General features: G+C 53.3%; 21 protein-coding genes and 2 other annotated features. Of the genes, 6 read left to right on the top strand and 15 right to left on the bottom strand.

All coding sequences use genetic code 11. From position 1 onward, the window contains the following. The first annotated feature begins 65 nt into the window (after window positions 1-65). Together KNP72_RS11885 and KNP72_RS11880 are read left to right on the top strand one after the other, a co-directional pair. A complete protein-coding gene (locus tag KNP72_RS11885; protein ID WP_214719154.1) occupies window positions 66-1,562 on the top strand; it encodes a potassium/proton antiporter in 1,497 nt (498 codons plus the stop codon). A 113-nt stretch (window positions 1,563-1,675) separates the two neighbouring features. Continuing rightward, entirely contained in the window at window positions 1,676-2,119 is a 444-nt protein-coding gene (locus tag KNP72_RS11880) for an Hsp20/alpha crystallin family protein (protein WP_214719152.1), read from the top strand. 26 nt (window positions 2,120-2,145) lie between these two features. On the opposite strand, the gene trpA is transcribed toward KNP72_RS11880, so the two are convergent. The 5 genes from trpA to trpD are packed head-to-tail and all read right to left on the bottom strand — an operon-like array spanning window position 2,146 to window position 6,380. Next, complete coding sequence (gene trpA / locus KNP72_RS11875) at window positions 2,146-2,922, bottom strand: tryptophan synthase subunit alpha (protein ID WP_214719150.1); 777 nt, start codon at window positions 2,920-2,922, stop codon at window positions 2,146-2,148. Then, window positions 2,922-4,103: a tryptophan synthase subunit beta gene (gene trpB, locus KNP72_RS11870; RefSeq protein WP_214833492.1), complete on the bottom strand. Its 1,182-nt coding sequence runs from the start codon at window positions 4,101-4,103 to the stop codon at window positions 2,922-2,924. Before trpB ends, trpA begins: the two co-directional genes overlap by 1 nt. Beyond that, entirely contained in the window at window positions 4,085-4,657 is a 573-nt protein-coding gene (locus tag KNP72_RS11865) for a phosphoribosylanthranilate isomerase (protein ID WP_214833489.1), read from the bottom strand. The genes trpB and KNP72_RS11865 overlap by 19 nt, the downstream gene beginning before the upstream one ends. Continuing rightward, entirely contained in the window at window positions 4,633-5,394 is a 762-nt protein-coding gene (trpC, locus tag KNP72_RS11860) for an indole-3-glycerol phosphate synthase TrpC (protein WP_214833486.1), read from the bottom strand. Before trpC ends, KNP72_RS11865 begins: the two co-directional genes overlap by 25 nt. Further along, the gene (trpD, locus tag KNP72_RS11855; protein WP_214833483.1) at window positions 5,391-6,380 is read right to left on the bottom strand and encodes an anthranilate phosphoribosyltransferase; all 990 of its coding nucleotides are present in this window, start codon (window positions 6,378-6,380) and stop codon (window positions 5,391-5,393) included. The genes trpC and trpD overlap by 4 nt, the downstream gene beginning before the upstream one ends. Window positions 6,381-6,436: 56 nt before the next feature. Beyond that, window positions 6,437-6,661, bottom strand: a binding site (T-box leader). A gap of 50 nt (window positions 6,662-6,711) precedes the next feature. Further along, window positions 6,712-6,941: a binding site (T-box leader), on the bottom strand. A 195-nt stretch (window positions 6,942-7,136) separates the two neighbouring features. Here trpD and KNP72_RS11850 point away from each other — a divergent pair. After that, a complete protein-coding gene (locus KNP72_RS11850) occupies window positions 7,137-8,498 on the top strand; it encodes an amino acid permease (protein ID WP_214833480.1) in 1,362 nt (453 codons plus the stop codon). A 95-nt stretch (window positions 8,499-8,593) separates the two neighbouring features. Here the strand turns inward: KNP72_RS11850 and KNP72_RS11845 are convergent, their stop codons facing one another. The 3 genes from KNP72_RS11845 to KNP72_RS11835 all read right to left on the bottom strand — a co-directional run bounded on the left by KNP72_RS11845 (window position 8,594) and on the right by KNP72_RS11835 (window position 11,573). Then, window positions 8,594-10,129, bottom strand: a complete 1,536-nt coding sequence (locus KNP72_RS11845) for a murein hydrolase activator EnvC family protein (protein WP_214833477.1) — start codon at window positions 10,127-10,129, stop codon at window positions 8,594-8,596. Between the two features lie 459 nt (window positions 10,130-10,588). After that, entirely contained in the window at window positions 10,589-10,954 is a 366-nt protein-coding gene (locus KNP72_RS11840; protein ID WP_214719138.1) for a DUF423 domain-containing protein, read from the bottom strand. A 13-nt stretch (window positions 10,955-10,967) separates the two neighbouring features. Next, complete coding sequence (locus KNP72_RS11835) at window positions 10,968-11,573, bottom strand: trimeric intracellular cation channel family protein (protein WP_214833474.1); 606 nt, start codon at window positions 11,571-11,573, stop codon at window positions 10,968-10,970. A 93-nt stretch (window positions 11,574-11,666) separates the two neighbouring features. Here KNP72_RS11835 and KNP72_RS11830 point away from each other — a divergent pair, with 93 nt between their 5' ends. Next, window positions 11,667-13,304, top strand: coding sequence for an ABC1 kinase family protein (locus KNP72_RS11830; protein ID WP_021065993.1), 1,638 nt, complete (start codon window positions 11,667-11,669; stop codon window positions 13,302-13,304). Here KNP72_RS11830 and KNP72_RS11825 read toward each other — a convergent pair. Continuing rightward, on the bottom strand, window positions 13,243-14,835 hold the full coding sequence (locus KNP72_RS11825; protein ID WP_214833471.1) for a GNAT family N-acetyltransferase: 1,593 nt from the start codon (window positions 14,833-14,835) through the stop codon (window positions 13,243-13,245). The genes KNP72_RS11830 and KNP72_RS11825 overlap by 62 nt on opposite strands. Continuing rightward, a complete protein-coding gene (locus KNP72_RS11820) occupies window positions 14,828-15,343 on the bottom strand; it encodes a glycerol-3-phosphate acyltransferase (protein ID WP_214719132.1) in 516 nt (171 codons plus the stop codon). Before KNP72_RS11820 ends, KNP72_RS11825 begins: the two co-directional genes overlap by 8 nt. Window positions 15,344-15,429: 86 nt before the next feature. Between KNP72_RS11820 and KNP72_RS11815 the strand changes: the two genes are divergently transcribed. Then, the gene (locus KNP72_RS11815; protein WP_214833468.1) at window positions 15,430-16,842 is read left to right on the top strand and encodes an NAD-dependent succinate-semialdehyde dehydrogenase; all 1,413 of its coding nucleotides are present in this window, start codon (window positions 15,430-15,432) and stop codon (window positions 16,840-16,842) included. 38 nt (window positions 16,843-16,880) lie between these two features. On the opposite strand, the gene KNP72_RS11810 is transcribed toward KNP72_RS11815, so the two are convergent. Beyond that, entirely contained in the window at window positions 16,881-17,513 is a 633-nt protein-coding gene (locus tag KNP72_RS11810) for an HAD family hydrolase (protein ID WP_021065989.1), read from the bottom strand. A 205-nt stretch (window positions 17,514-17,718) separates the two neighbouring features. Here KNP72_RS11810 and KNP72_RS11805 point away from each other — a divergent pair, with 205 nt between their 5' ends. Next, window positions 17,719-19,047, top strand: a complete 1,329-nt coding sequence (locus KNP72_RS11805; protein ID WP_214833465.1) for an alkaline phosphatase — start codon at window positions 17,719-17,721, stop codon at window positions 19,045-19,047. 62 nt (window positions 19,048-19,109) lie between these two features. Here KNP72_RS11805 and KNP72_RS11800 read toward each other — a convergent pair whose 3' ends face one another. From KNP72_RS11800 to msrA, 4 genes are all read right to left on the bottom strand, one after another. Beyond that, complete coding sequence (locus KNP72_RS11800; RefSeq protein ID WP_214833462.1) at window positions 19,110-19,475, bottom strand: rhodanese-like domain-containing protein; 366 nt, start codon at window positions 19,473-19,475, stop codon at window positions 19,110-19,112. A 105-nt stretch (window positions 19,476-19,580) separates the two neighbouring features. After that, window positions 19,581-19,853, bottom strand: coding sequence for a DUF5327 family protein (locus KNP72_RS11795; protein WP_214719126.1), 273 nt, complete (start codon window positions 19,851-19,853; stop codon window positions 19,581-19,583). 69 nt (window positions 19,854-19,922) lie between these two features. Then, complete coding sequence (locus tag KNP72_RS11790; RefSeq protein WP_214719125.1) at window positions 19,923-21,218, bottom strand: DUF2252 domain-containing protein; 1,296 nt, start codon at window positions 21,216-21,218, stop codon at window positions 19,923-19,925. A gap of 13 nt (window positions 21,219-21,231) precedes the next feature. Then, a complete protein-coding gene (gene msrA / locus KNP72_RS11785) occupies window positions 21,232-22,182 on the bottom strand; it encodes a peptide-methionine (S)-S-oxide reductase MsrA (protein ID WP_214719120.1) in 951 nt (316 codons plus the stop codon). Window positions 22,183-22,198: the final 16 nt, after the last annotated feature.

The raw sequence follows: 22,198 nt of genomic DNA, 5'->3' as shown, positions 1-22,198 counted from the left end.
AACGGTTTCATGGTATAATGAACTTAATAATATAGCGAAAAGTAATTAATTTCTAAAAGGAAGTGATGTGTTTGAATGGTTCGATTTTAAGTACAGATGTCTTAATTTTGTTGTTCGGGTTACTCCTCGTCGCCGGTGTGTTGGCCACACGCGTATCGACGCGGTTCGGTTTGCCTGCCTTGATTTTGTTCATGGGTATCGGCATGCTCATGGGCAGCGATGTGACTGGTCTCATCTTCTTTGATAACTCCAATCTTGCTCAAATGATTGGGGTCGCGGCCCTCGTCGTCATCTTATTCGAAGGTGGCTTACAGACGAAATGGTCGTCCATCCGGAGCGTACTCGCCCCGTCTGCTTCACTCGCCACAATCGGCGTCTTATTGACGACCGCTCTCGTCGCCGTGGCCGTTCGTTTCGTATTCGGCTTCGATTGGGTAGAATCTTTCCTATTTGGTGCCATTATTGGCTCCACTGATGCGGCCGCTGTCTTCGCGGCCTTCAAAGGAAAGAACATCTCACCGAAAGTTGGCTCGACACTCGAAGCCGAGTCCGGCACGAATGACCCGATGGCGATGTTCTTAACGATTCTCGCCCTTGACTTTATGTTAAAACCCGACACGACGATTTGGGACGGTGTTTGGATGTTCATCCTACAAATCATCGTCGGTGCGTTCGTCGGTTATTTCCTCGGAAACTTGTCCCGACTCATGTTGAACCACTTGCGACTCGAGTCGAGCGGTCTGCATGCCGTCCTCATGATCTCAATGGCCTTTATGACATACGGTGTCGCCGCCTATTTTGCCGGCAGCGGACTACTTGCCGTCTATCTCGCCGCGATAATTGTCGGGAATGCGCACACAGCCCACGAAGTAACCATCGTTCAATTCTCAGAGGCACTCGCTTGGATTATGCAAATCATCATGTTCGTCATCCTTGGACTGCTCGTCTTCCCAAGACAGTTGCTCGACCCGGAGCTCATCTGGAAAGGATTGTTGATTTCATTCATCCTCATGTTCATCGCCCGTCCGATCGCCGTCTATTTATCAACGATCAACATGCAGTTCACCAATAAAGAGAAACTGTTCATCTCGTGGGCCGGACTGAAAGGTGCCGTACCGATCGTCCTCGCTACGTTCCCACTCATCGCAGGCATCGACAACGCCCAATTGATTTTCAACGCCGTCTTCTTCGTCGTCGTGACGAGTGCCTTGATTCAAGGAACGACATTGACACCGCTCGCGGCGAAACTCGATTTGCTCGGACCGGATAAAATCCGCTCACCATACACAATCGCACTCGTCTCGAGCAAGCAATCGCAACATCAGCTCGTCCCTTACGTGGCGACCGAAGAATCATCAATGATTGGCAAAACGCTCGCCGATATCACCTTGCCACCGAACACGGTCGTGAATGCAATCGTCCGTCAAGACTATCTCATCCCGCCGACGGGCCAGACGAAAATCGAGCCAGGCGACTTGTTATACGTCCTCGCCTCGACGTATCGCCACGACCAACTCGACCGCAAGTTCGGGGAAGACGGGTTAGAACGCGTCGAATTGTGACCCTCTTTTCTTCATCGAACTGTCACGTCAATTACGTTTATCCTTAGCTAAAAACGGAGAGAGTAAAAGTGACAACACTTCTACTCTGTCCGTTTTTTGAAGGGGGAATTTGTATGTTCGATTTGACGCCATTCCGGAAGAACGAGCTCGATCGATTGCGCAAAGATTTGTTCGGCGACGTCTTTGATCGGATGAATCAACTGTTCGATCCGAAAGACGGCGCGACGTCGTTCCTCGACTCGTTCAAACTCGACGTCCGGGACCAGGACGGCCAATACGTCATCGAGGCCGAGATGCCAGGCATCAAAAAAGATAACATTCACATCCGCTACGACAAAGACTATCTTATCCTCTCGGTCGACCAACGTGAAGAGAAAGCAGAAGACAAAGACTACGTCTATCGGGAACGCCGCGTCACATCGATGCAACGTTCACTCTATCTACCGAACGTGAAAGAAGATGCTATCAAAGCGAAACTGTCAGACGGCGTGCTCCACTTGACCGTACCGAAAGCCGATGACGGCTCGAGCACCCGCACCATCGAAATCGAAGAATAAATAAGGGTCGTGCCGAGGCACGACCCTTATTTTTTTGCGTTGACCGTCCGCGCCGATGCAATCAACGTGGCCACGTCCTGTTCACGTCCCGCATGGAGCGCCTCGACGATGAAACTACCGACGACGACCCCGTCACAGGCTGACCCGAGCGTCCGGACCTGATCAGTGCGATGGACACCAAAACCGGCGAGCACCGGTACGGGCGAACGTGCCGTCAACGAACGCAAGTGCTCGAGTAACTCATCAGGGAATACGTCTGTCTTCCCGGTCGTCCCTTTGAGCGTCACCGCATAGACGAATCCTTCCGCCTGATCCAGAATCGTGTCGATGCGGGTCTGACTGCTCGTCAACGTGACGAGCGGTACGACCGCGACTCCGTGACGATCGATGCCAGCGAACAAATCGAGGCTCTCTTCAAACGGCAAATCGGGAATGATGACGCCGCTGACCCCAGACGCTGCCGCCCGCTCGAAGAAACGCTCGACCCCGAATCGGAACACCGGATTCAAGTACGTCATCAAGACGATTGGCACCGAAAAACGACCCGTTCCTTCTATTAAACGGTTCAACACGTCCGTCAACGTCACACCTTGTTCGAGGGCGCGCATTCCAGCCGCCTCGATGATGGGACCGTCTGCCACCGGATCCGAGAATGGAATCCCGAGTTCGATGGCCGTCGCTCCCATCGCTTCTAGCCGTTCAATCGTCGGAATCAAGTGATCGAGTCCGCCGTCCCCGGCCATGATGTACGGGACGAACGCCGTCCCTTCACTCCGCTGTCGAATCGCTTCATCTAATCTCATCATTGAGTCACCCTTTCTCGAATCGTATGAACATCCTTATCCCCGCGACCAGATAGACAGATGACGAGCACGTCGTCCTCGTCCATCGTTTGGGCGAGCGTTTCCGCATATGCGAGCGCATGCGATGACTCAAGTGCCGGAATAATCCCTTCTTGGCGGCTGAGCGACATGCAGGCTGCGAGTGCGTCCTCGTCCGTGACCGCCGCGTAGCGGACCCGTTCGATATCTTTCAAGAAGCTGTGTTCTGGTCCGACACCCGGATAATCGAGTCCGGCCGAAATCGAGTGGGCTTCCTGGATTTGCCCGGCTGCGTCCTGGAGCACATACATGAGCGACCCGTGAAGCACCCCGACCTCGCCCTTCGTGAGCGTTGCCGCATGCTTGTCCGTGTCGACACCGCTCCCTGCTGCCTCGACACCGTATAAGGCGACTGTTTCGTCATTCAAGAACGGATAGAACATGCCCATCGCATTGCTACCGCCGCCGACGCAGGCGACAACCACGTCAGGGAGACGCCCTGTCTTCTCAAGCACTTGACGACGTGTCTCTGTCCCGATGACGCTTTGGAAATCGCGGACCATCGTCGGGAACGGGTGCGGTCCGAGCACCGACCCCATCACGTAATGCGTGTCATCGACATGTTTGACCCAGTAACGGAGCGCCTCGTTGACGGCATCTTTTAACGTTCGACTCCCCGACTTAACGGGAACGACTTTCGCACCGAGTAACTCCATTCGAAATACGTTCAACTCTTGACGTTCGACGTCGACCTCACCCATGAAAATCGTACATTCGAGATTGAGCAGCGCACATACCGTCGCCGTAGCGACTCCGTGCTGTCCGGCGCCTGTTTCGGCGACGACCTTTTGTTTGCCCATTCGTTTGGCGAGGAGCGCCTGGCCGATTGTGTTGTTGATTTTATGGGCACCGGTATGGTTCAAATCTTCTCGTTTTAAATAGACATTCGTCCCGAGGCGACGGCTCATGTTCTCCGCATAATAGAGCGGCGTTTCTCGACCGACGTATTCGCTGAGGAGATCATTGAAGCGTTCCTGGAATTCAGGGTCTTGTTTCGCTTCCTCGTAAGCCACTTCGAGCTCTTCGACTGCTTGCATGAGCGTCTCAGGGATATATTTTCCGCCATATGGTCCAAACTTTCCGTTCACTGGTTGTGTATACATGATGCTTCCTCCTTGGCGCGTCGGATGAACGCGCGAATCTTATCGTGATCTTTCTGTCCGTTCGTCTCCACACCGCTCGAGACATCGACACCGTCCGGTCGCATGGCGCGAATCGCCGCACCGACATTGTCGACATTCAATCCACCGGCGAGCCAAAACGTCTGCTGCGGCCGTTCGAGCTTCGCCCAATCGAGCGTCTGCCCACTACCCGGTGTCGGTGCGTCGAGTAAAATGACGTCGGCCTCTGACTGGTGATCCGCTTCGATAATCGGGAGACCGAACTGACGGAACGTTTCAAGCGGCCGCGTCCGGCGGTGCAACTGGATATCGGTCAACCCGCAAGCGACGGCAGCTTCGACCTCTTTGGCTGTTGGATCGAGAAACACGCCGACGACTCGGACATCTTCCGGGATTAACCCCCGAAGCCGCCGCGCCGTTGAAATATCGATTTGGCGCGGGCTGTCCGCAAAGACGAATCCGATGGCGTCCGCTCCGGCCTCGACAGCGACAGTCACGCTAGCCTCAGTTTTCAGTCCACATATTTTAACGAACATATCTTCAACTCCTCGATTAAGGCTGTCGGGTCGTCTTGCCGCATGAGCGCTTCTCCGACGAGAATCGCTCGGGCCCCGGCTGTCTGTAAACGTCGGGCCGCCTCGCCTGTGCTGACACCACTCTCGCTGACGAAAGCGACATCGGGATACTTCGTCATCAAGTCGACCGACGTATCGAGTGAGACCTCGAACGTCTTCAAGTTTCGATTGTTGATGCCAATCAACACATCGCCCAGTTCGAGCGCCGTCCGGAGCTCGGCCTCATCATGAACTTCGACAAGCACGTCGAGGCCGATGGAACGCGCATACTGTTTTAACGTATGAAGCCGGCTCGGATGGAGCGCCGCAACAATCAATAGTGCCGCACTCGCCCCGGCCGCTTTGGCCCGGTCAAGCTGTCGTTCGTCGATGATGAAGTCTTTACAGAGGACCGGGATCTCGACAGCGGCCGCGACATCACGCAAGTCGTTGAACGAACCGTTGAAGTAGGTCGTATCCGTCAAAACGGAAATCATTGTCGCCCCTGCCTGTTCATACGTGCGGGCCCGGCTCACGACGTCCACTTCTTCGCGAATCACGCCTTTTGACGGGGAGGACCGCTTAATTTCGGCGATGACATGAAAGCCGTCCTTCATTAAAAGCGGTAATGAGATGGCGAGCGTCCGCGTCACCTCGATGTCTTCCATTTGATTGACCTCTTCGATTTTCGTTCCGATGATTTTCGTCAAGTAGCTCATGCGCCAACCTCCGTTCGTTGTAGTTGTTTGAGCACGCGGATGGCGTGCCCTTCATCAATGCTTGCCGTTGCCACCGCGACGCCTTCTCGAAGCGTTTGGACCGTCCCATACGTGCAGAGGGCGAGCCCGGCATTCAATAAGACGACATCTCGCGCCGGTCCCTTTTCTCCGTTCAAGACGGCGAGGAGCGTCGCAGCGTTCTCAGCTGGTGTCCCGCCTTGCAAGGCCGACAGCGGAGCTCGCATCAATCCGACGTCGCGCGGGTCGACGGTGTAGCGGGCCATTTTGTCGCCGTTGAAGAATAAGACGTCGTTTCTTCCGGCGAGACTCGCTTCATCCAGCCCGCCTGCCCCATGGACGACCATTCCGCGCTCGACGCCGAGGTGACGCATCGCCTTCGCCATCTTCTCGATGAGCGATGGATGGTACACGCCGATCAATTGCCGCTTCGGCTTGAGCGGGTTCGTCAACGGACCGATTTGATTGAAGATGGTCGCCGTCGCCAATCGTTTCCGGACCGGCATGACGCGTTTCATGACCGGATGGATGTGTTGGGCGAACAAGAAACTCAAGTTCGTTCGCTCGAGGTCGGCGAGCATCGCCTCATGACTTTGGACGATGGGGATATTTAATGACTCGAGGACGTCGGCACTGCCTGACCGGCTCGACACGCTGCGATTCCCATGTTTGGCGACCGGGATATCTAATCCCGCCAAGACGAATGCGACCGTCGAGCTGATGTTGAACGTGTTCGCCCCGTCACCGCCCGTGCCACAGACGTCGAGCACAGGGAGCGTCGTTTCGGGGAACGTTGCCGCCTCGCGAATATAATCAGCGAGTCCGGCCATCTCCTCAGCCGTCTCACCGCGCGCTTTCATGGCGAGTAACACCTCAGCGATTTGCGCTTCGTCGGCTTGGAACAGCTCGGCCGCCGCCAGTTTCATTTCGTTCGTCGTCAATGGGTTCGTCAATAGTCGTGTTAACATGTCCGTTCCTCCTCAAGCATTTTGGGTATAAAAAAACTCCATACGACGTCTGTCGTATGGAGGACGGTTTGGACCGCGGTGCCACCTCTCGTTGGATCGATTGATCCCACTTTCCGATGCTATCACATCGTATCCCGATAACGGAGGAAACCGTCATGACCTACTTGGTTCAGCCATGCTCTCATGAGCCCATTCACGTGACGGCCTCGGCCGGGATCCCACCACCCCCGGCTCTCTGAACGAGACTTGTTCACGCTACTATTCTCAATCACTGATTTATGATGTGTTGAAACGAAAAAGGGTTACCCGCCCGACTCATAGCTTGCGCTATGAGAAGGACGAGTAACCCCGTGGTGCCACCTTCGTTGGTTCCGCAGAACCCACTTCACGGACAAACATCCGCTTTCCCATGGTAACGGTGGGTGACCCGCTAAAGCCTACTAGAAGTTTCGGTTTAGAGCTCGGAAGTCCATTCGCGACGTCCCGCATACTGATTCGCACCAACCATCAGCTCTCTGTCATGCGGGGACCGTCGTTACTTCTCTTCGTCGACGCCTTTATTCGTTTCAATTAAGTTAACTCGTACTATACAGGGCGGATTACCTCCTGTCAAACAAAAGCGTGTAAAAAAACTTTGCTTCTATAGGTGCGGCCGAATCGATGCCGTCTTTTACGATTTCGCGAGTTGACACTTGTTTTTTTTGTCTGCTATAGTCGTCCCCAACAACACTTCACTCAACTAAAGGAGAATTAACTTTGGAAACTAGCAAATTAAAACGTGAACTGTCCACGCGGCAGTTGACGATGATTTCGCTCGGTAGCGCCATCGGGACGGGGCTCTTCCTCGGAAGCGGTCTCGCCATCCAAACGGCAGGACCGAGCGTGCTCGTCAGTTACGCCATCGGGGCGTTCATCGTACTGTTACTGATGGGTTGTCTCGCTGAGATGACCGTCGCCCATCCGACCTCTGGCTCATTCGGCACAATCGCCGAGCGCTATGTCCATCCGCTCGCCGGCTTTTTGGTCCGCTACTCGTACTGGGTCGCCAACGTCCTCGCCATCGGCGTCGAAGTGAGCGCGATCGCCATCTATATGCGGTACTGGTTCCCCGACGTGAACGGATTCGTCTGGGTCGCCGTGTTCGGCGGATTGCTCATCTACGTCAACGCCCGGCACGTCCATACGTTCGGGACGACCGAATACTGGTTATCGTTCATCAAAGTGACGGCCATCATTCTGTTTATCGTCCTCGGTGCCGCCACGATGTTCGGTCAACCCGGTTCACCAATCGAATCGATTACGACCGGCGATGAAGGTTTCTTCGCCTTCGGGTTTTACGGGATGTGGGTGACGATTTTCATCTCGCTCTTCAGTTTCCTCGGGACCGAGCTCGTCGCCGTCACGGCCGGCGAAGCGAAAGACCCGGACCGCGCCGTACCGAAAGCGTTGCGCGCGACTGTGTTCCGTCTGACGTTCTTTTATCTCATCACGATTGGCATCATGCTCATGCTCATCCCGTGGCAACAGGCCGGCATCGATCAAAGTCCGTTCGTTCTCGTCATGCAACAATTCGACGTGCCTGGCGCAGCCGGCATTTTGAACTTTGTCATCTTGATCGCCGCCTTGTCGGCGATGAATGCACAGCTCTACGCTTCAACGCGAATGATGTATTCCCTCGCCGAGGCCGGTGATGCTCCGCGCATCTTTAAAAAAGTCAGCGCTAGCGGGATTCCAATGCCCGCCTTGCTCGTCTCAACAGGCGGGATCATTCTCGCAGCACTACTTCAAGTGTTCATGGAAACATCGTATCCATTCTTGATGGGCATCTCGATGTTCGGAGCCATCTTCACATGGTTCATGGTATTCGTCTCCCACTTGTTTTTCCGTAAGAAATGGACAGGGCGCAAATTACCGGTCCGCATGATCGGTTACCCGTTCTTGCCGTTACTCGGTGCCGGATTGTTGCTCAGCCTAATGATCACAACATGGTTCACCGACTTCAATATCCTGCTCAAGTTCGGGATTCCATGGTTGGTCGGATTGACCGTCATCTATCTCGTCCGTGAGCGTTTCCGCAAAGCAAAGGATCAATCAGACGACATCGAGCAAGCCAACTGAAACAAGCGCCTGTCCGCAAAGGATAGGCGTTTGTTTTTGGTTTTGCTGGGACACAAAACGAGGACCTATCACGATTGACGGGTCCTCGTTGAACATCAGAAGAACTGACGTGGGTTGACTGTGCTTCCCGCGCCCGTTCCTGAATATGAATAGCTGCCTTGGTGAATCTCGAAGTGAAGGTGCGGGCCTGAAGAGTTACCCGTGTTACCGAGTCCACCGATGTTCGAACCTTGTGTCACACGTTGACCGGCACTCACTGAGACCGAGTTCAAGTGCGCATAGACCGTCGTCCAGACTTGACCGTTGATGACGTGGGCGATCATGACGTGATTCCCGTATGCGCCACCCCAGCCTGCACGGATGACCGTTCCCGTTGCCGAGGCACGGATTGGTGTCCCGACAGGTCCAGCGATATCGACGCCGTTATGGAACGTGTAGCCGAATTGACCGCTTGCCGGTCCCCAGCCTTGTGAGAAACGTCCTGTTGTCGGTTGAATGAACATTGCGCCTGAAGGTGCCGGTGCCGAAGTTGTCGGTGCCGTCGGTGCTGGTTTAGGCGCCGGTGCTGGTGCTGGTTTTGGTGCTGGCGCAGCCGGTTTTGGTGCTGGTGTGCTATTTTGTGCCGTCTGGTTTGAAGTTGAAGACGACTGGGTATTATTGTTATTGTTCTGCTGTTTTTGAGCTGCTGCTCGTTCTGCCTCGGCTTTAGCCGCTGCCGCTCTTGCTTCTTCTGCTTGACGGGCCGCTGCAGCTGCTTGCGCCGCTTCTGCTTGACGAGCTTCTTCAGCTTTACGGGCCGCTTCTTGACGAGCTGCCTCTTCAGCACGACGACGCGCTTCTTCTTCCTCACGACGTTGCGCTTCAATCTCAGCCGCAATCGCTTCTTCTTGCGCGATTAGCGTTGCTTCGATTTCTTGTAGGTCGAAGATTTGCGATTCGAATTCGATATTTTTGTCCTTGAGCTCTTTGATGCGAGCTTCACGCTGTTTCATCGTCTTCTCGAGTTGAGCTTGACGCACTTCTAGCGCTTTTTGTTGCTTCAAGAGCGACGTACGCTCTTCTTTAAGTGACGCTTGCGCTTCTTTTAACGATTGACGCGTCGCTTCGTAATCTTCAAACAATTCTTGGTCGCTTCGTTGAATCGTTCCGGCCGTGATCATCCGTGTGATCAAGTCCGAGAAGTTTTTCGAACCGAAGATGAACTCCGCCCAGTTGATTGAGCCGCCGCCATTCGTTTGCATCGTGGCCATGCGCTCTTTCATCATCGCTTCTTGAGCCTTCATTTTCTTCTCATAGCTTTTAATATCTTTCTCGAGATCTTCAATTTTCAACTCGGTGCGCTTGATTTCTTGGCGTTTCGTTGCGACATCGTTGATGATGTCTTGAAGTTGAGCATCCATCTTGTTGACTTCAGCTTGAACTTTCGAGATTTCGTTTTTATTTTGATTAATTTTCGAAGATGTATTCGATTGGTTCTGTTTGACGTTATTCCGTTGCTCTTGCACTTTCTTCTGCTGTTCTTGTTTCTCCTTGATTGACGTCGAGGCATCAGCCACCGAGTGCGTCCCAAGAAGAAGCGCGCTAAGCGTGAGTGTCGAGACGGTGCGTTTCCAATTGATCAATGGGGACATCCTTTCTATTGACGGGGTCGGGGTTCACATACTATTTAAAGGTCAGTCGTTTTTCTATGTAACAAAAACGATTAATTTTTTAGTTTCAACACGACTAATTATATCGAAGTGTCGAATGTTTTCCTGTTAAAGTTATATTTCACTTTTATTACGAAGAAGGGGTGGGAAACCTTATACGGCTCCCCACCCCTTTATGTTTCAACATTTTTTCACTTTTCTTTTTTCGAAACATAGTTGTAATAATAGATGAAAACAGGAAGTCATTGACCTTATATTGAAAAAGTATAATCCAGCTATTTTTCTAAGTCTAACCATTTCCAAAAAAACGTAAAAAGGGCCTATTTAGTCTACCGCTCTAGGCGAGAAGGCTAAACAGGCCAATTGTTCGTTGGTGTGGAGACAAGGGGTCTCACACTCCAAATGATACATGAGGACTATTAATCAGGCGTTAACGTTTGATTACAGTTTGAGCGCCCCGAGGATGACGAACACCCAGGCTGCGATAAATAAAACGCCACCAATCGGTGTAACCGCTCCGAGCTTCGTGATTCCGGTCAGCGCCATTACGTAAAGGCTACCTGAGAAGAAGATGATTCCGGCGAACATGAGCCAACCTGCCGTGCTAAACTGGCTGATGCTCACTTTCATCAAGATGCTGGCCAAAGCGATAATCCCGATGGCATGAATCATATGGTAGAGCACGCCTGTCTGCCAGTTCGCGAGCATGTTCGGTGTCAGACGTTCTTTCAAGGCGTGGGCCCCGAACGCGCCGAACGCGACGCCGAGTGCCATCAAAGCAGCGCCGATGATGAGCAATACTTTCATACTAATTTCCCCCTTATCGCACTTTGCGTGCAGGTAAATTCCACTTTCGATAGTAGGATATCACTCGAAGCGTCGCCACGACAATTAATAACGCATACACCGCAAGCCCACCTTCAAGCCTGAAATAATACGTGACGACCGCGATGATGATGGCCCAAATTGCATATACTTCCGATTGTAAGACGATCGGCTTACGGCCGGCCAATAAATCACGGACGACACCCCCACCGACACCTGTCAAGACGGCAGCCGCAATCGCTGCCGATAATGGTAAATCGAGCTTGATGGCGATTTGTGCGCCTTGAAATGCGAAGGCGACGAGCCCGATGGCATCGACGATGACGCCCCAGCGTTCCCAATGGGGCAAGACGACGCTCGGCAGCAGGAAGATGAGCAACGCGACAAGAAAACAAAGGATGAAGAGATCATTTTGTTGCCAAATCAAGCTGACGGGGTTGCCGAGCAAGACGTTTCGAATTGCTCCGCCGCCGAAGGCTGTCGTAAAGGCGAGCAACCACACCCCAAAAATATCATATTTTTCGTCCATCGCGATGATGGCTCCGCTCGCCGCGAACGCGATCGTCCCGACGACGTTGAGTAATTCCCACTCCATAAACATCCCTTGCCCTTTCTTGAAAGCATTCTGTGGTAAAGTTAAGATACAAAAAATCAGACCAGTCGAGCGACTGCTTGTAAAGGATGTCGGTACTTTATGAAACGAATCGCCTTGTTCCGCATATGGATTATCGTCACAATGTTCGCCCGATTCATCATTAAAATTTACGCCTTCTCACGCAAACAGCAGCAAGGTCTCGCGTCGACCGAAGAATACGAGACACTCATGTTGAATCTCGCCCGCGAGTATAAGCGAAATGCGCTCCGACTCGAGGGGCTGCTAATCAAGCTTGGCCAATTCTTATCGATTCGAGCCGACTTGTTGCCCCCGTCCGTTTTAAACGAATTGTCGGAGCTCGTCGATCGCGTTCCGACTTCAGGCTGGGACAAATCCCGCGCCATCTTGGAAGCAGAATGGGGCGTCCCTTACACACAAGTCGTAAAAGACGTCGGCATCGATGCCGTCGCCTCCGCTTCGATTGGGGAAGTATACGGCGCGACCCTGCTTGAGACCGGGAAGCGTGTCGCTCTGAAAATCCAGCGTCCGGACATCGAAAAAATCATTCGGACCGACTTTAAAGCGATGCGAATCGTCACGACGATGCTCAAGCGGACCTCGCTGGCAAAATCGACCGACTTAGATAGCTTATATCGCCAAATGATTTTTGTCATCGGGGATGAATTAAATTTCCAAACTGAATTAAAAAATGCCCTATATTTCAAAGCGAAGTACGCCGAAAATCCGGACGTCTACATACCGGACTATTATGATCATCTCTGTTCAAACCGAGTGTTGACGATGGATTGGGTCGATGCGCGTCGCATCACCGATCTCGCGTTCTTGAAAGAGAATAACATCGATCGCTCCGCCCTGGCCGAACGCTTATTCACGATGGCGGCCGAGCAGCTGTTGTTCGGCGGGAAATTTCACGCCGATCCACACCCGGGTAACGTGCAAATCCGGGCCGATGGCACAATCATCCTGCTCGATTTCGGAATGGTCGGCTCGACGACACCACAAGATATGGCGACCATCCGTAAAATCCTGCAGGCGTTCATCTCGCTCGATTATGACGGGGTCGTCGACGGCCTCGAAGACTTGCGCTTCTTGTTGCCGACGGCGAACAAGCACAACATCCGCCAGGCGCTCGAGAAAGCGGTCACGTTCTATTTAGAGACCGATATCGATACGGTCGACACGAAATTGATTGAAAAAGTGTTGCAGGACATCCAGTTGCTCGTCAAGAACGAGCCGATTCAATTGCCAGCCGAGTTCGCGTTCTTCGGTCGAGCCGCCTCGACCTTGCTCGGGATTTTACAAATCCTTGATTCGAAAATCGATTTGTTTACGCTCGGTAAACCGATTGTCATTCAATGGCTCGAGGCAGACGGCACGACAATTCAAAACCGTTACGTCATGACGGCACTCAATTACGGTAAAAAGTTGCTGAACGTCCCGCCGCTCCTCGATAACTATTTAAAAGAACCGACCCGGAAGCGCCTGTCCGAACAAGCGATGTTCCAACGTGAGCTTGAGTCGAAAGAACTGCTCCATCGTCAAACATTCAACGCCGGCTTGATTATCCTCGGCCTTGTCGTCGGGCTTTTCGGCTATCTCCGACCGGATGAGTGGCTGTTCTGGTCAGGTGGCGTCGTCTCGGTCATCGCTTATTTCAACTCAAGACGCCTCGGTCGAAAGATTCGTCATTTGGCCCGCCAAGATTTCCGCGTCTGAACCCGTCACTCTCTGGAGTGGCGGTTTTTTTCTGGAGCCACGTCCCGATATAGGCGGCGACTTGCTGCAAATCCCGTTCAGTCGTCCATCCCATCGTCGCGACTTGGAGACAGTTCGCGCGCCGCAAATAAACGCTCTCGTACTGGACTTGATAGCCATGAAACGCCAATTGATGCCCTAGCTCAATCGAAGATAGTGTGTCTGGCAGCGTGAGCGAAAAAATGCCCGGCGCTTGGTCGTCTCCGAGTTCAACCGGTATACCGCGGCGCACCAGTTCATGCACGAATACATCGAGTTTCGATTGATGTGTCGCAATCTCTGCATCTGTCAACTCGCTCAAAGCGATGTCCATCGCTTGAATGAGCGGAACCGATTGCGTGAAGGCGATTGGGTCATAGCTAGCCAAGTCTAAATACCGTGGAATCATTGGGTTCGGGACGGCTCGATCTCGCATGGCGATAAACGCCAACCCTGGTGCATTCCGTAACGCTTTCCCCGAGACAAACGTCACCAGATGCGCGAACGAATAGTCGGTCACTTTCGTCCCGACCGCACTGATGGCATCAATCGCAATCTTCGTGGGATACATTTGTGCGTACTGACGCAACTGGTCTAAATTAACCAGCTTGCCTGTAGACGTCTCACAATGGACCGTCCAAATCCAATTTGGTGCATGTTGTCCGATTCGCTTTAAATCGAGACGACACCCAGCCGAAAGCGGGATGACATCAAATTCAAGACCAGCCCGGTTGGCATGGTCAATCAACCGCCGTCCGAACTCCCCTGTGTCGATGATTACGCCACGTCCGCTTAACTGTGCGGCGACGGCATCGTTCGCAATCGTCCCGCTGCCGAGTAATGTGTAGACATGAGGCAACTTGACGAGATGGCTCAGCCGCGACTGGACCGAATGGAGCAAACGGCTGGCCTCAGCCGACCGATGTGATACCGGCTGAGCGGCAAGCGCGGCGCGCACTTGATTCGACAGTTCGACGGGCCCGGCGAGGAGTAGCTTTGGTCGCAACGTTGGAGCGGTCTCTGACTGCATGAACCCAGAGCGCGTCAACTGCATCGGCACGTATAACGCCTCCGCCGTCCCGACCGGTTCTGCGAACGGGATAAACCCGAACCGTCGATATAGCTTCTGTTCGCGTACCGTCCCGCTGATGACGATTCCTTCTACGCCCCGGTCTGTCGCTTCCATAAGCATCGCTCGCATAAGTCCGGCAAACGTCCTCGTGTTCCGGTAGGCGGGCGTCACAGCCAATAGTCGGACTTCAATCCATTCTCCCGGCGGCAGCGTCACGCCTTTTTGTTCGAGCGAGAACGGATGCTTGTCCCGGATGGCACACATGGCGACGAGCTGTCCGTCCGCCAACCCAATCCAATATGTATTTGTGTCATGAAAACGGTCGACGAGAAGTCGTTCCGCGTTTGGATGGTGCTGCGGGATTTCTTCGACGAACGTCTCATAGTTCAGTCGGTGAATCGCCGCGGCATCCTCCGGCGTCGCTCTTCGGAATTCAAGCACGTTGTTTCCCCCTTATGTGGTGATACACGATGAGTAGCATCGTCAAACTGGCCAATCCGACATCTGTTGCGTCCCCCCACGCCGCGAGCGGCAGGAGCACGAGCATGACGAGCCCCGTCTCGCGCGAGTTACGCGTCAGTTTGATCAAAAGTAGCAACAGCAGCAGTCCCCCGATAAACCATAGCGGGCTGTACGCTAATATAATTCCAGAAAACACGGCATACCCCTTCCCCCCGGAGCGAATATGCCAAATCGGATAAATGTGGCCAAGCGTCAAGGCGAGCCCAGTCTCAAAAAAGTATGGACCGCTGATCGACAACACGAGTACCGTCTTCAAGACGTCGAATCCGTAAACGAACAAGAAGGCTTGCTTCCCGCCCGTGCGTAACGCATTGCGGGCACCGGTGTTCCCCGAACCGGTCGTAGCGAGATGCTGTCCACTCCACATGCCATACAAGCGCCCGCCCAGGATACTGCCGACAACATAACCTACGATGATGATCCACATGGCGACCCCTCCTCTTTGTAAAATTGTGTATGATTTTTGAAAACGGGTACTTTTACAATGTGACCTAGACGAAAGGGGAAATCAAGATGCGAGTGGAGAACAATTTCATCAATGGAGAATGGATTGATACATCGGACACGATTGAGGTGCGGAACCCCGCCACCGGAAACATCATGGCCACGGTGACAAAGAGTGACACGGCCGAAGCGAAACAGGCTGTCGATGCCGCACACGACGCCTTGAAGGACTGGCAAGAGAAAACGGCCGAAGAACGTGGCGCCCTCCTGCTTGAATGGAACCGCCTGATTGAAGAACATACGGAAGCCATCGCTCGAACGATGGTCGAAGAGCAAGGCAAGCCTTTGCAAGAAGCCATCGGCGAAGTCCGCTATGCGAACGGCTTCATCGAATGGTACGCCGCCGAAGGACGACGGGTGTACGGCGAGACGATCCCCGCCTCGTCGAACAAGAAGCGCATCTTCGCCATCAAGCAACCGGTCGGCGTCGTCGCCGCCATCACGCCTTGGAATTTCCCGGCGGCGATGATCACCCGAAAGCTCGCACCGGCTCTGGCCGCAGGCTGCACCGTCGTCCTGAAACCGGCATCGGCGACGCCGCTGACGGCCATTGAACTCGTCAAGCTGGCCGAGAAAGCCGGTTTCCCACCCGGTGTCATCAACCTCGTCACCGGGAAAGCGTCTGACATCGTGAATGCGTGGCAACACGATCCCCGTGTCCGCAAGCTGACGTTCACCGGTTCGACCGAGGTCGGCAAGACGCTCATGCGCGGCGCCGCCGATACAATGAAGAAAATCTCGCTCGAGCTCGGTGGTCACGCCCCGCTCATCGTAACGGCGCAGGCAGACCTCGACAAGGCCGTCCCGCAAGCCGTCGCCACGAAATTCCGTAATGGCGGACAGACGTGCGTCTGCGCCAATCGGATTTATGTCGAGCAGTCCATTGTCGATGTGTTCTCTGAAAAGTTCATTGAGGCCGTCGCAGCGCTCGAAGTCGGGAACGGACTCGATGAAGGGACAGACATCGGCCCGCTCATCGACGAGGCTGCGGTCGATAAAGTGATGAAACACTTGGAAGACGCCCAAATCCGGGGCGGGGAAATCACGGGTGGCGAACAGCTCGACGGATTGTTCGTCCGACCGGCCGTCGTCCGCTATGCGAATGAGGATATGCTATGTATGAACGAGGAGACGTTTGGCCCCGTCGCCCCAATCGCGTCGTTCGATACGCTCGAGGAAGTGATTGAGCGGGCGAACGCGACCCCGTTCGGTCTCGCCGCCTACGTGTTCACACAAGATATCAACGAGGCCCTCTATTTGGCCGAAGCGCTCGAATACGGCATCGTCGGAGTCAATGACGGTCTCCCGTCGACACCGCAAGCACCGTTCGGCGGGTGGAAGCAGAGCGGTCTCGGACGTGAAGGTGGTCACCATGGCATCGAAGAATTTTTGGAAATCAAATATATCTCGCTTGGCCTTTAAAGAAATTCCGGTTGAACGCGATGTTCAACCGGAATTTTTTATGATTCGATATACGTAATCAAGTCGTTCGGCGTCGCAATCACATGATCTGCGAGAGCCCATTCATCCTCGTTTCCAAACCCAAAGCCAGTCAAGACGACCGGGAAGTCATGGGCCCGAGCCGCTTCGACATCCGATTTCCGGTCCCCGACCATCACATAGTCGTTCTCGCCGTGACGGAGGCGATGCGCCGTCAAAATGTCGGCTTTTTTCTCACCACTTACGGATTCGAGGCATTCTGGCGCCGTCATGAACTGGCGAATGTTTTGCGAGTCAAGAATCAGGTTCAAATAATGGACGCCGCAGTTGCTCGCGGTCGTCAACGTATGCCCTTTTTTATGAAGCGCCTCGAGCATCTCATAGATGCCGTCGAACAAGACGAGCTGTCCTTCCATCGCCCGCTCGAGCGTCTCATGCCGCAACTTGCGGATTTGGCGAATCTCTTCAATCGTCGCTTCCGGGATGACATGTTCCCAAAATGCGTTGCCGGCCAACCCGTAACCGGAACGGACCGCATCCTCACTCGGTTTCGGTAAATGCGGAAGTTGCTCCAACGCCTCGTGAATCGCTTGCGTCATCGGTCCGGTCGTGTCGACGAGCGTCCCATCGATATCAAATAAAATGACTGCCATTGTCTGGTCCCCTCTCTCTTTCCTATGTTCCTACCGTAGCAGATTCCCCTGAAAATCGAAAGCGGAAACGTCACTAGGCATAAAGTCTGGTGCTTACAAGTGGTCCCATCTTTTTTTACAGATTCTAAAAAAAAGGGAAATGGAACAATTACATTTGTTTTTTATAGTGAGGACTGTAGTGATTACATATGCAGGAGGCAGACAAATGAGCAAACAAAAATGGATGATTGGGACGCTCGCTTTCGGCTTAACGGCCGGCGCGGTCGTTGGCGGAAGCGGGATTCAACCAGAAGCTGGCGCGAACGCCAAACATAACCAGAAGCAAGTGAAAAATGTGATTTTTATGATTCCGGACGGATACTCCGCATCTTACGCCACCAACTATCGATGGTATGCGGACGAGGAAGAGACTACACTCGATCAACATTTGACCGGGATGATGCGGACGTATTCCGCGAACTCGAAAGTGACCGATTCTGCAGCCGCCGGGACAGCGATGGCGACCGGCGTGAAGACGAACAACGGCACAATCAGCATGGACCCGAACGGCAAGGAACTGACGTCAGTGCTCGAAAAAGCGAATCAGATCGGAAAAGCGACCGGACTCGTAGCCACGTCGACCATCACCCATGCGACGCCGGCCGTTTTCGCCTCACACGTCGCGTCGCGCGCGAGCGAGGCCGAGATCGCCAAACAATATATGGATGAGCTCGAGGTGGACGTCTTGCTCGGTGGCGGTCAAAACTATTTCACTACTGAACAAGAAGGCGGCTTGCAAAAAGAAGATTTGATTGCTCGAGCGGAGGCAGCTGGGTATACGTATGCAACGAATGCAGACGAGCTTGAAACTGCGAACGCTTCGAAGTTGCTCGGTCTGTTCGCACCAGAGGCGATGGCACCAGAACTCGACCGTGAGATGACCGAGGAACCGAGCCTTGCCGAGATGACCACGGCCGCTTTGACATCCCTTAACCAAGACAAAGATGGCTTCTTTCTAATGGTTGAGGGCAGTCAAATCGATTGGGCCGGTCACGCCCACGATGCCGCTTGGGCGATGAAAGATTCTGAAGCATTCCATGACGCTTTCCAGAAAGCCATCCAATTCGCCATGAAGGACAAACAGACACTTGTCGTCGTCGCAGGCGATCACGATACGGGAGGCATGTCGGTCGGCGGTTATAATGAGTACGTGGCCAAACCAGAAGTGCTTCGTTCGGTCACGGCGACGGGCGATTTTATGGTCGATTCGTTTGATGAGTCGCTGACGAATGTTCGGGACGTCGTCGAACGATATACGTCACTCACGCTGACGGAAGCAGAAGTGAAGGCAATCCAAGCGGCCGAATCGCCAAAACGCACGCTCGTACTGAATGAAATCATTAGCAAACGCGCTTACGTTGGTTGGACGACGTCACAACACACGGGTGTGGACGTCCCACTGTATGCCTATGGTCCTCAGCACGACCGCTTCACTGGCGTTCTGGATAACACTGACGTGCCGAAGCAAATTATGCAGGCCCTCAAACTGAAATGATGTGGATGCGTACCAAAAAAACAGCTCTAGTTGAACATATTGTTCGGCTAGAGCTGTTCTCATTATCCACGCCAGAAATTCATACCACCTTTGGCCGAATAGACGTCCGTATAACCTGCGCTCTTCAACATGGCGGCGGCTCGTTGACTTCGCATCCCGCTCTGACAGATGACATAGACCGGACGGGCTTGATCTTTTGGATACTGGGCACTCGCATTGCCGAAGCCAGAGAGTGGCACGTTCTTCGCTTGCTTGATATGCCCACCTCGGTATTCGTGCGGTTCTCGGACGTCGAGCAATTGAATGTTCCGCTCTTCCGCGATTTTCCGTTTCAACTCATCGGTCGACACCGTGTTGACGCTGTTTCGCTTCGTCCACCAAAAATAAATCAATCCGATCACTACTGCAACAAACAAGAAATCAAGCATAGTCACGCCTCCGTTGGGTGTATTTTAGTTAATCTCAATATACCCCCTATGGTATACAAGTCAACGCGAACGCCTCACAAAAAAAGCTGTGCCTCAGGGCACAGCTTAAAAGTCGAGCAATGAATCGGTTTTCGGTTTGTTCTCTTCTTCAAGCGGAATTCCAAGGAACGCCGCCATCTGACGATCGAGCGGCGGCTTAGACTCGACCGGTTGGGCCACGGGAACCGCAGCTTGTTGCGTCGGAGCCGAATCAGCGAGCAGTAGCTCGCAATACCCCATCAGCTTGGCCAAATGGCGCTTCTGCGTCTCTCCGCTCGACTGTTCGATTTGTGTCATCACTTGCTTCATCTGCAGGATGACCTGTTGTTCCGTAATCATCTATCGCACACATCCTTTACCGTTCCATTCTGAAGCAAACGAGGGGCTGGCCGCAAGTCCGATGCTCGTTCAGACGTGAGTCTCCGAGCGCGTCGTGAGCCATGTCTGGAATGCTTCAAAATCAAACCGGACTTGATTGGCGTAAAATTGAGACCACCTTGTGATTTGACGGATGAATAGCGGGCGTGACACGCCGATGGCCGCCGCGATGCGTTCACTCGCCTCATAATCAAGCACGTTCGCATCCGCGTCGGCCCGGGCATGGATCTTGGCGGTGATTTCCGCCTGCACTTTCAACGTCTCGATAAGCGATTCCTCATTCTTGATGTGCTTCGCTTTCACTTTTCGCTTATACGGTGACCGCTGACGGACGTAGTATTCATTCCCATCAATCGTCAAATAGCCGAGATACGGGTCACGACTGTGCACCATGGCACGCTGGGCCGCGATGACGCGGGCTCCTTGATGCGATAGTCCGTCCTCAAACAATGGATGCGTCGGTAAGAAGAGAGATGGGACGGCCGATTGGGCTTGTTTCATTTCCAGGATGATATCCTCGTCATGTTCCTCGTCCGCGCCTTCAATCAAAATATAATAGCGTTCGAGCCCAATCGAAGCGGTGCCACTCTCACGTTTAATGGCGATATCTTTAATCTCGTAATGGTCGGCGTGATGGCGATGTTTCTCCGATAACGACGACAAATAGTCCGGCCATGCCTGCTTGATTTGCTTCTCCGTCTTCGGACTGACCGGAACGAGGTCGTCACTCGTCGCAAAGTAGCGCTCCTCGTCCCGCACTTCCGTCCGCTCGGCCATGAACGCGTCTTTCTTCTTCTCGGCCTTTTTAATCACTTTCTTGATTGCTTTGCACGTGTTCGCTTTCGTGAACTGGACTTCCTCGTCTTTCCCGTTCGCGTAGCGCTCGATTGCGCGTGCATACGTGTCAGCATATGTCTCGATGGCACGAGTCGCGTCAAAACCTGACTCGGCGGCAAACAAGTCAACTGAGATGGCCATGCGCAGGACGTCAAACAAATAAGAGCCGAGATACGCCTCATCAAAATCGTTCACATCGTAAATGATTGTCCCGGCGCCATCTTCGAACACACCGAAATTCTCAAAATGGAGATCTCCTTGAATGAACGTCGGATGGGACGCATCCGTATCGAACGCGAGCGGCACTTTCGCAAAGTCGTAATAGAACAAGTGCGAACTCCCACGGAAAAACGAGAACGGCGTCGCGCTCATCTTGTTATACTTCTCATCTCTGGCGGCTTCCGATAGATTCCGAATCGATTTGTCGTAATAGTCCAATACGGTCGCGAGCGTCTCACGACGGATCTGTTGTTTGACGGATGTGAACATGGCCTTCTCTCCTTCACGCATCGAATAAGTGCTTGTACTCTCCATAACCTGCAGACTCAAGTTCTTCTTTTGGAATGAAACGGAGCGCTGCCGAGTTGATGCAGTAGCGCAAGCCACCCAGCTCTTTCGGACCGTCATCGAACAAGTGGCCGAGGTGGCTGTCGGCTCCCTTCGAACGGACCTCCGTCCGGACCATATGGTGCGTCGTGTCCATGTTCATGTCGATGCGCTTCTCTTCGATTGGACGCGCGAAGCTCGGCCAACCGCAATTCGATTGGAATTTATCGCGCGACGTGAAGAGCGGTGTCCCATCGATGACATCGACATACAGCCCTTCACGCTCCTCATCCCAATATTCGTTTTGGAACGGAGGCTCGGTGCCGTTCTCTTGCGTGACTTTATATTGCATCGGCGTCAGACGATCTTTCAATTCTTTCTGAATCTTCTTGTCACTCCACGCTTCTTTCACGAACTTGGCCCGGCCAGAACCGACCCGGTACATCTCATAACGGAATGGGTTTTTCTTGTAATAGTCCTGATGGTAGTCTTCTGCTTCCCAGAACGTCTTCGCTGGGCGAATCTCCACTTCGATTGGTCGATCGAAGCGGCCTGAGTCTTCGATTTCTTGTTTTGATCGTTCAGCCGCCGCACGCTGTTCTTCTGAATGATAGAAAATCGCCGGTCGATACGATTCACCCCGATCGTTGAACTGTCCGCCACCATCGGTCGGGTCGATTTGACGCCAATAGATGCGCAACAGTTCCTCGTACGAGATGACTTCCGGATCGAACGTGACCTCGATTGCCTCTAGGTGACCTGTCGTCTCTGAACAGACTTGTTGGTAGGTCGGGTTGTCGACATGTCCGCCCGTATAGCCGGAAATGACGCGCTCGACCCCCTCATATTTATGAAACGGTTTGACCATACACCAAAAACAGCCTCCCGCAAATGTAGCTTTTGCCATAATAAATCCCTCCTTA

The sequence above is a fragment of the Exiguobacterium sp. s152 genome (assembly GCF_018618335.1).
In the GTDB taxonomy this organism is placed as follows: Bacteria; Bacillota; Bacilli; order Exiguobacteriales; family Exiguobacteriaceae; genus Exiguobacterium; species Exiguobacterium chiriqhucha.
Note: the sequence above shows the minus strand (reverse complement) of the source record. Positions and strands in the feature narration are given on the sequence as shown.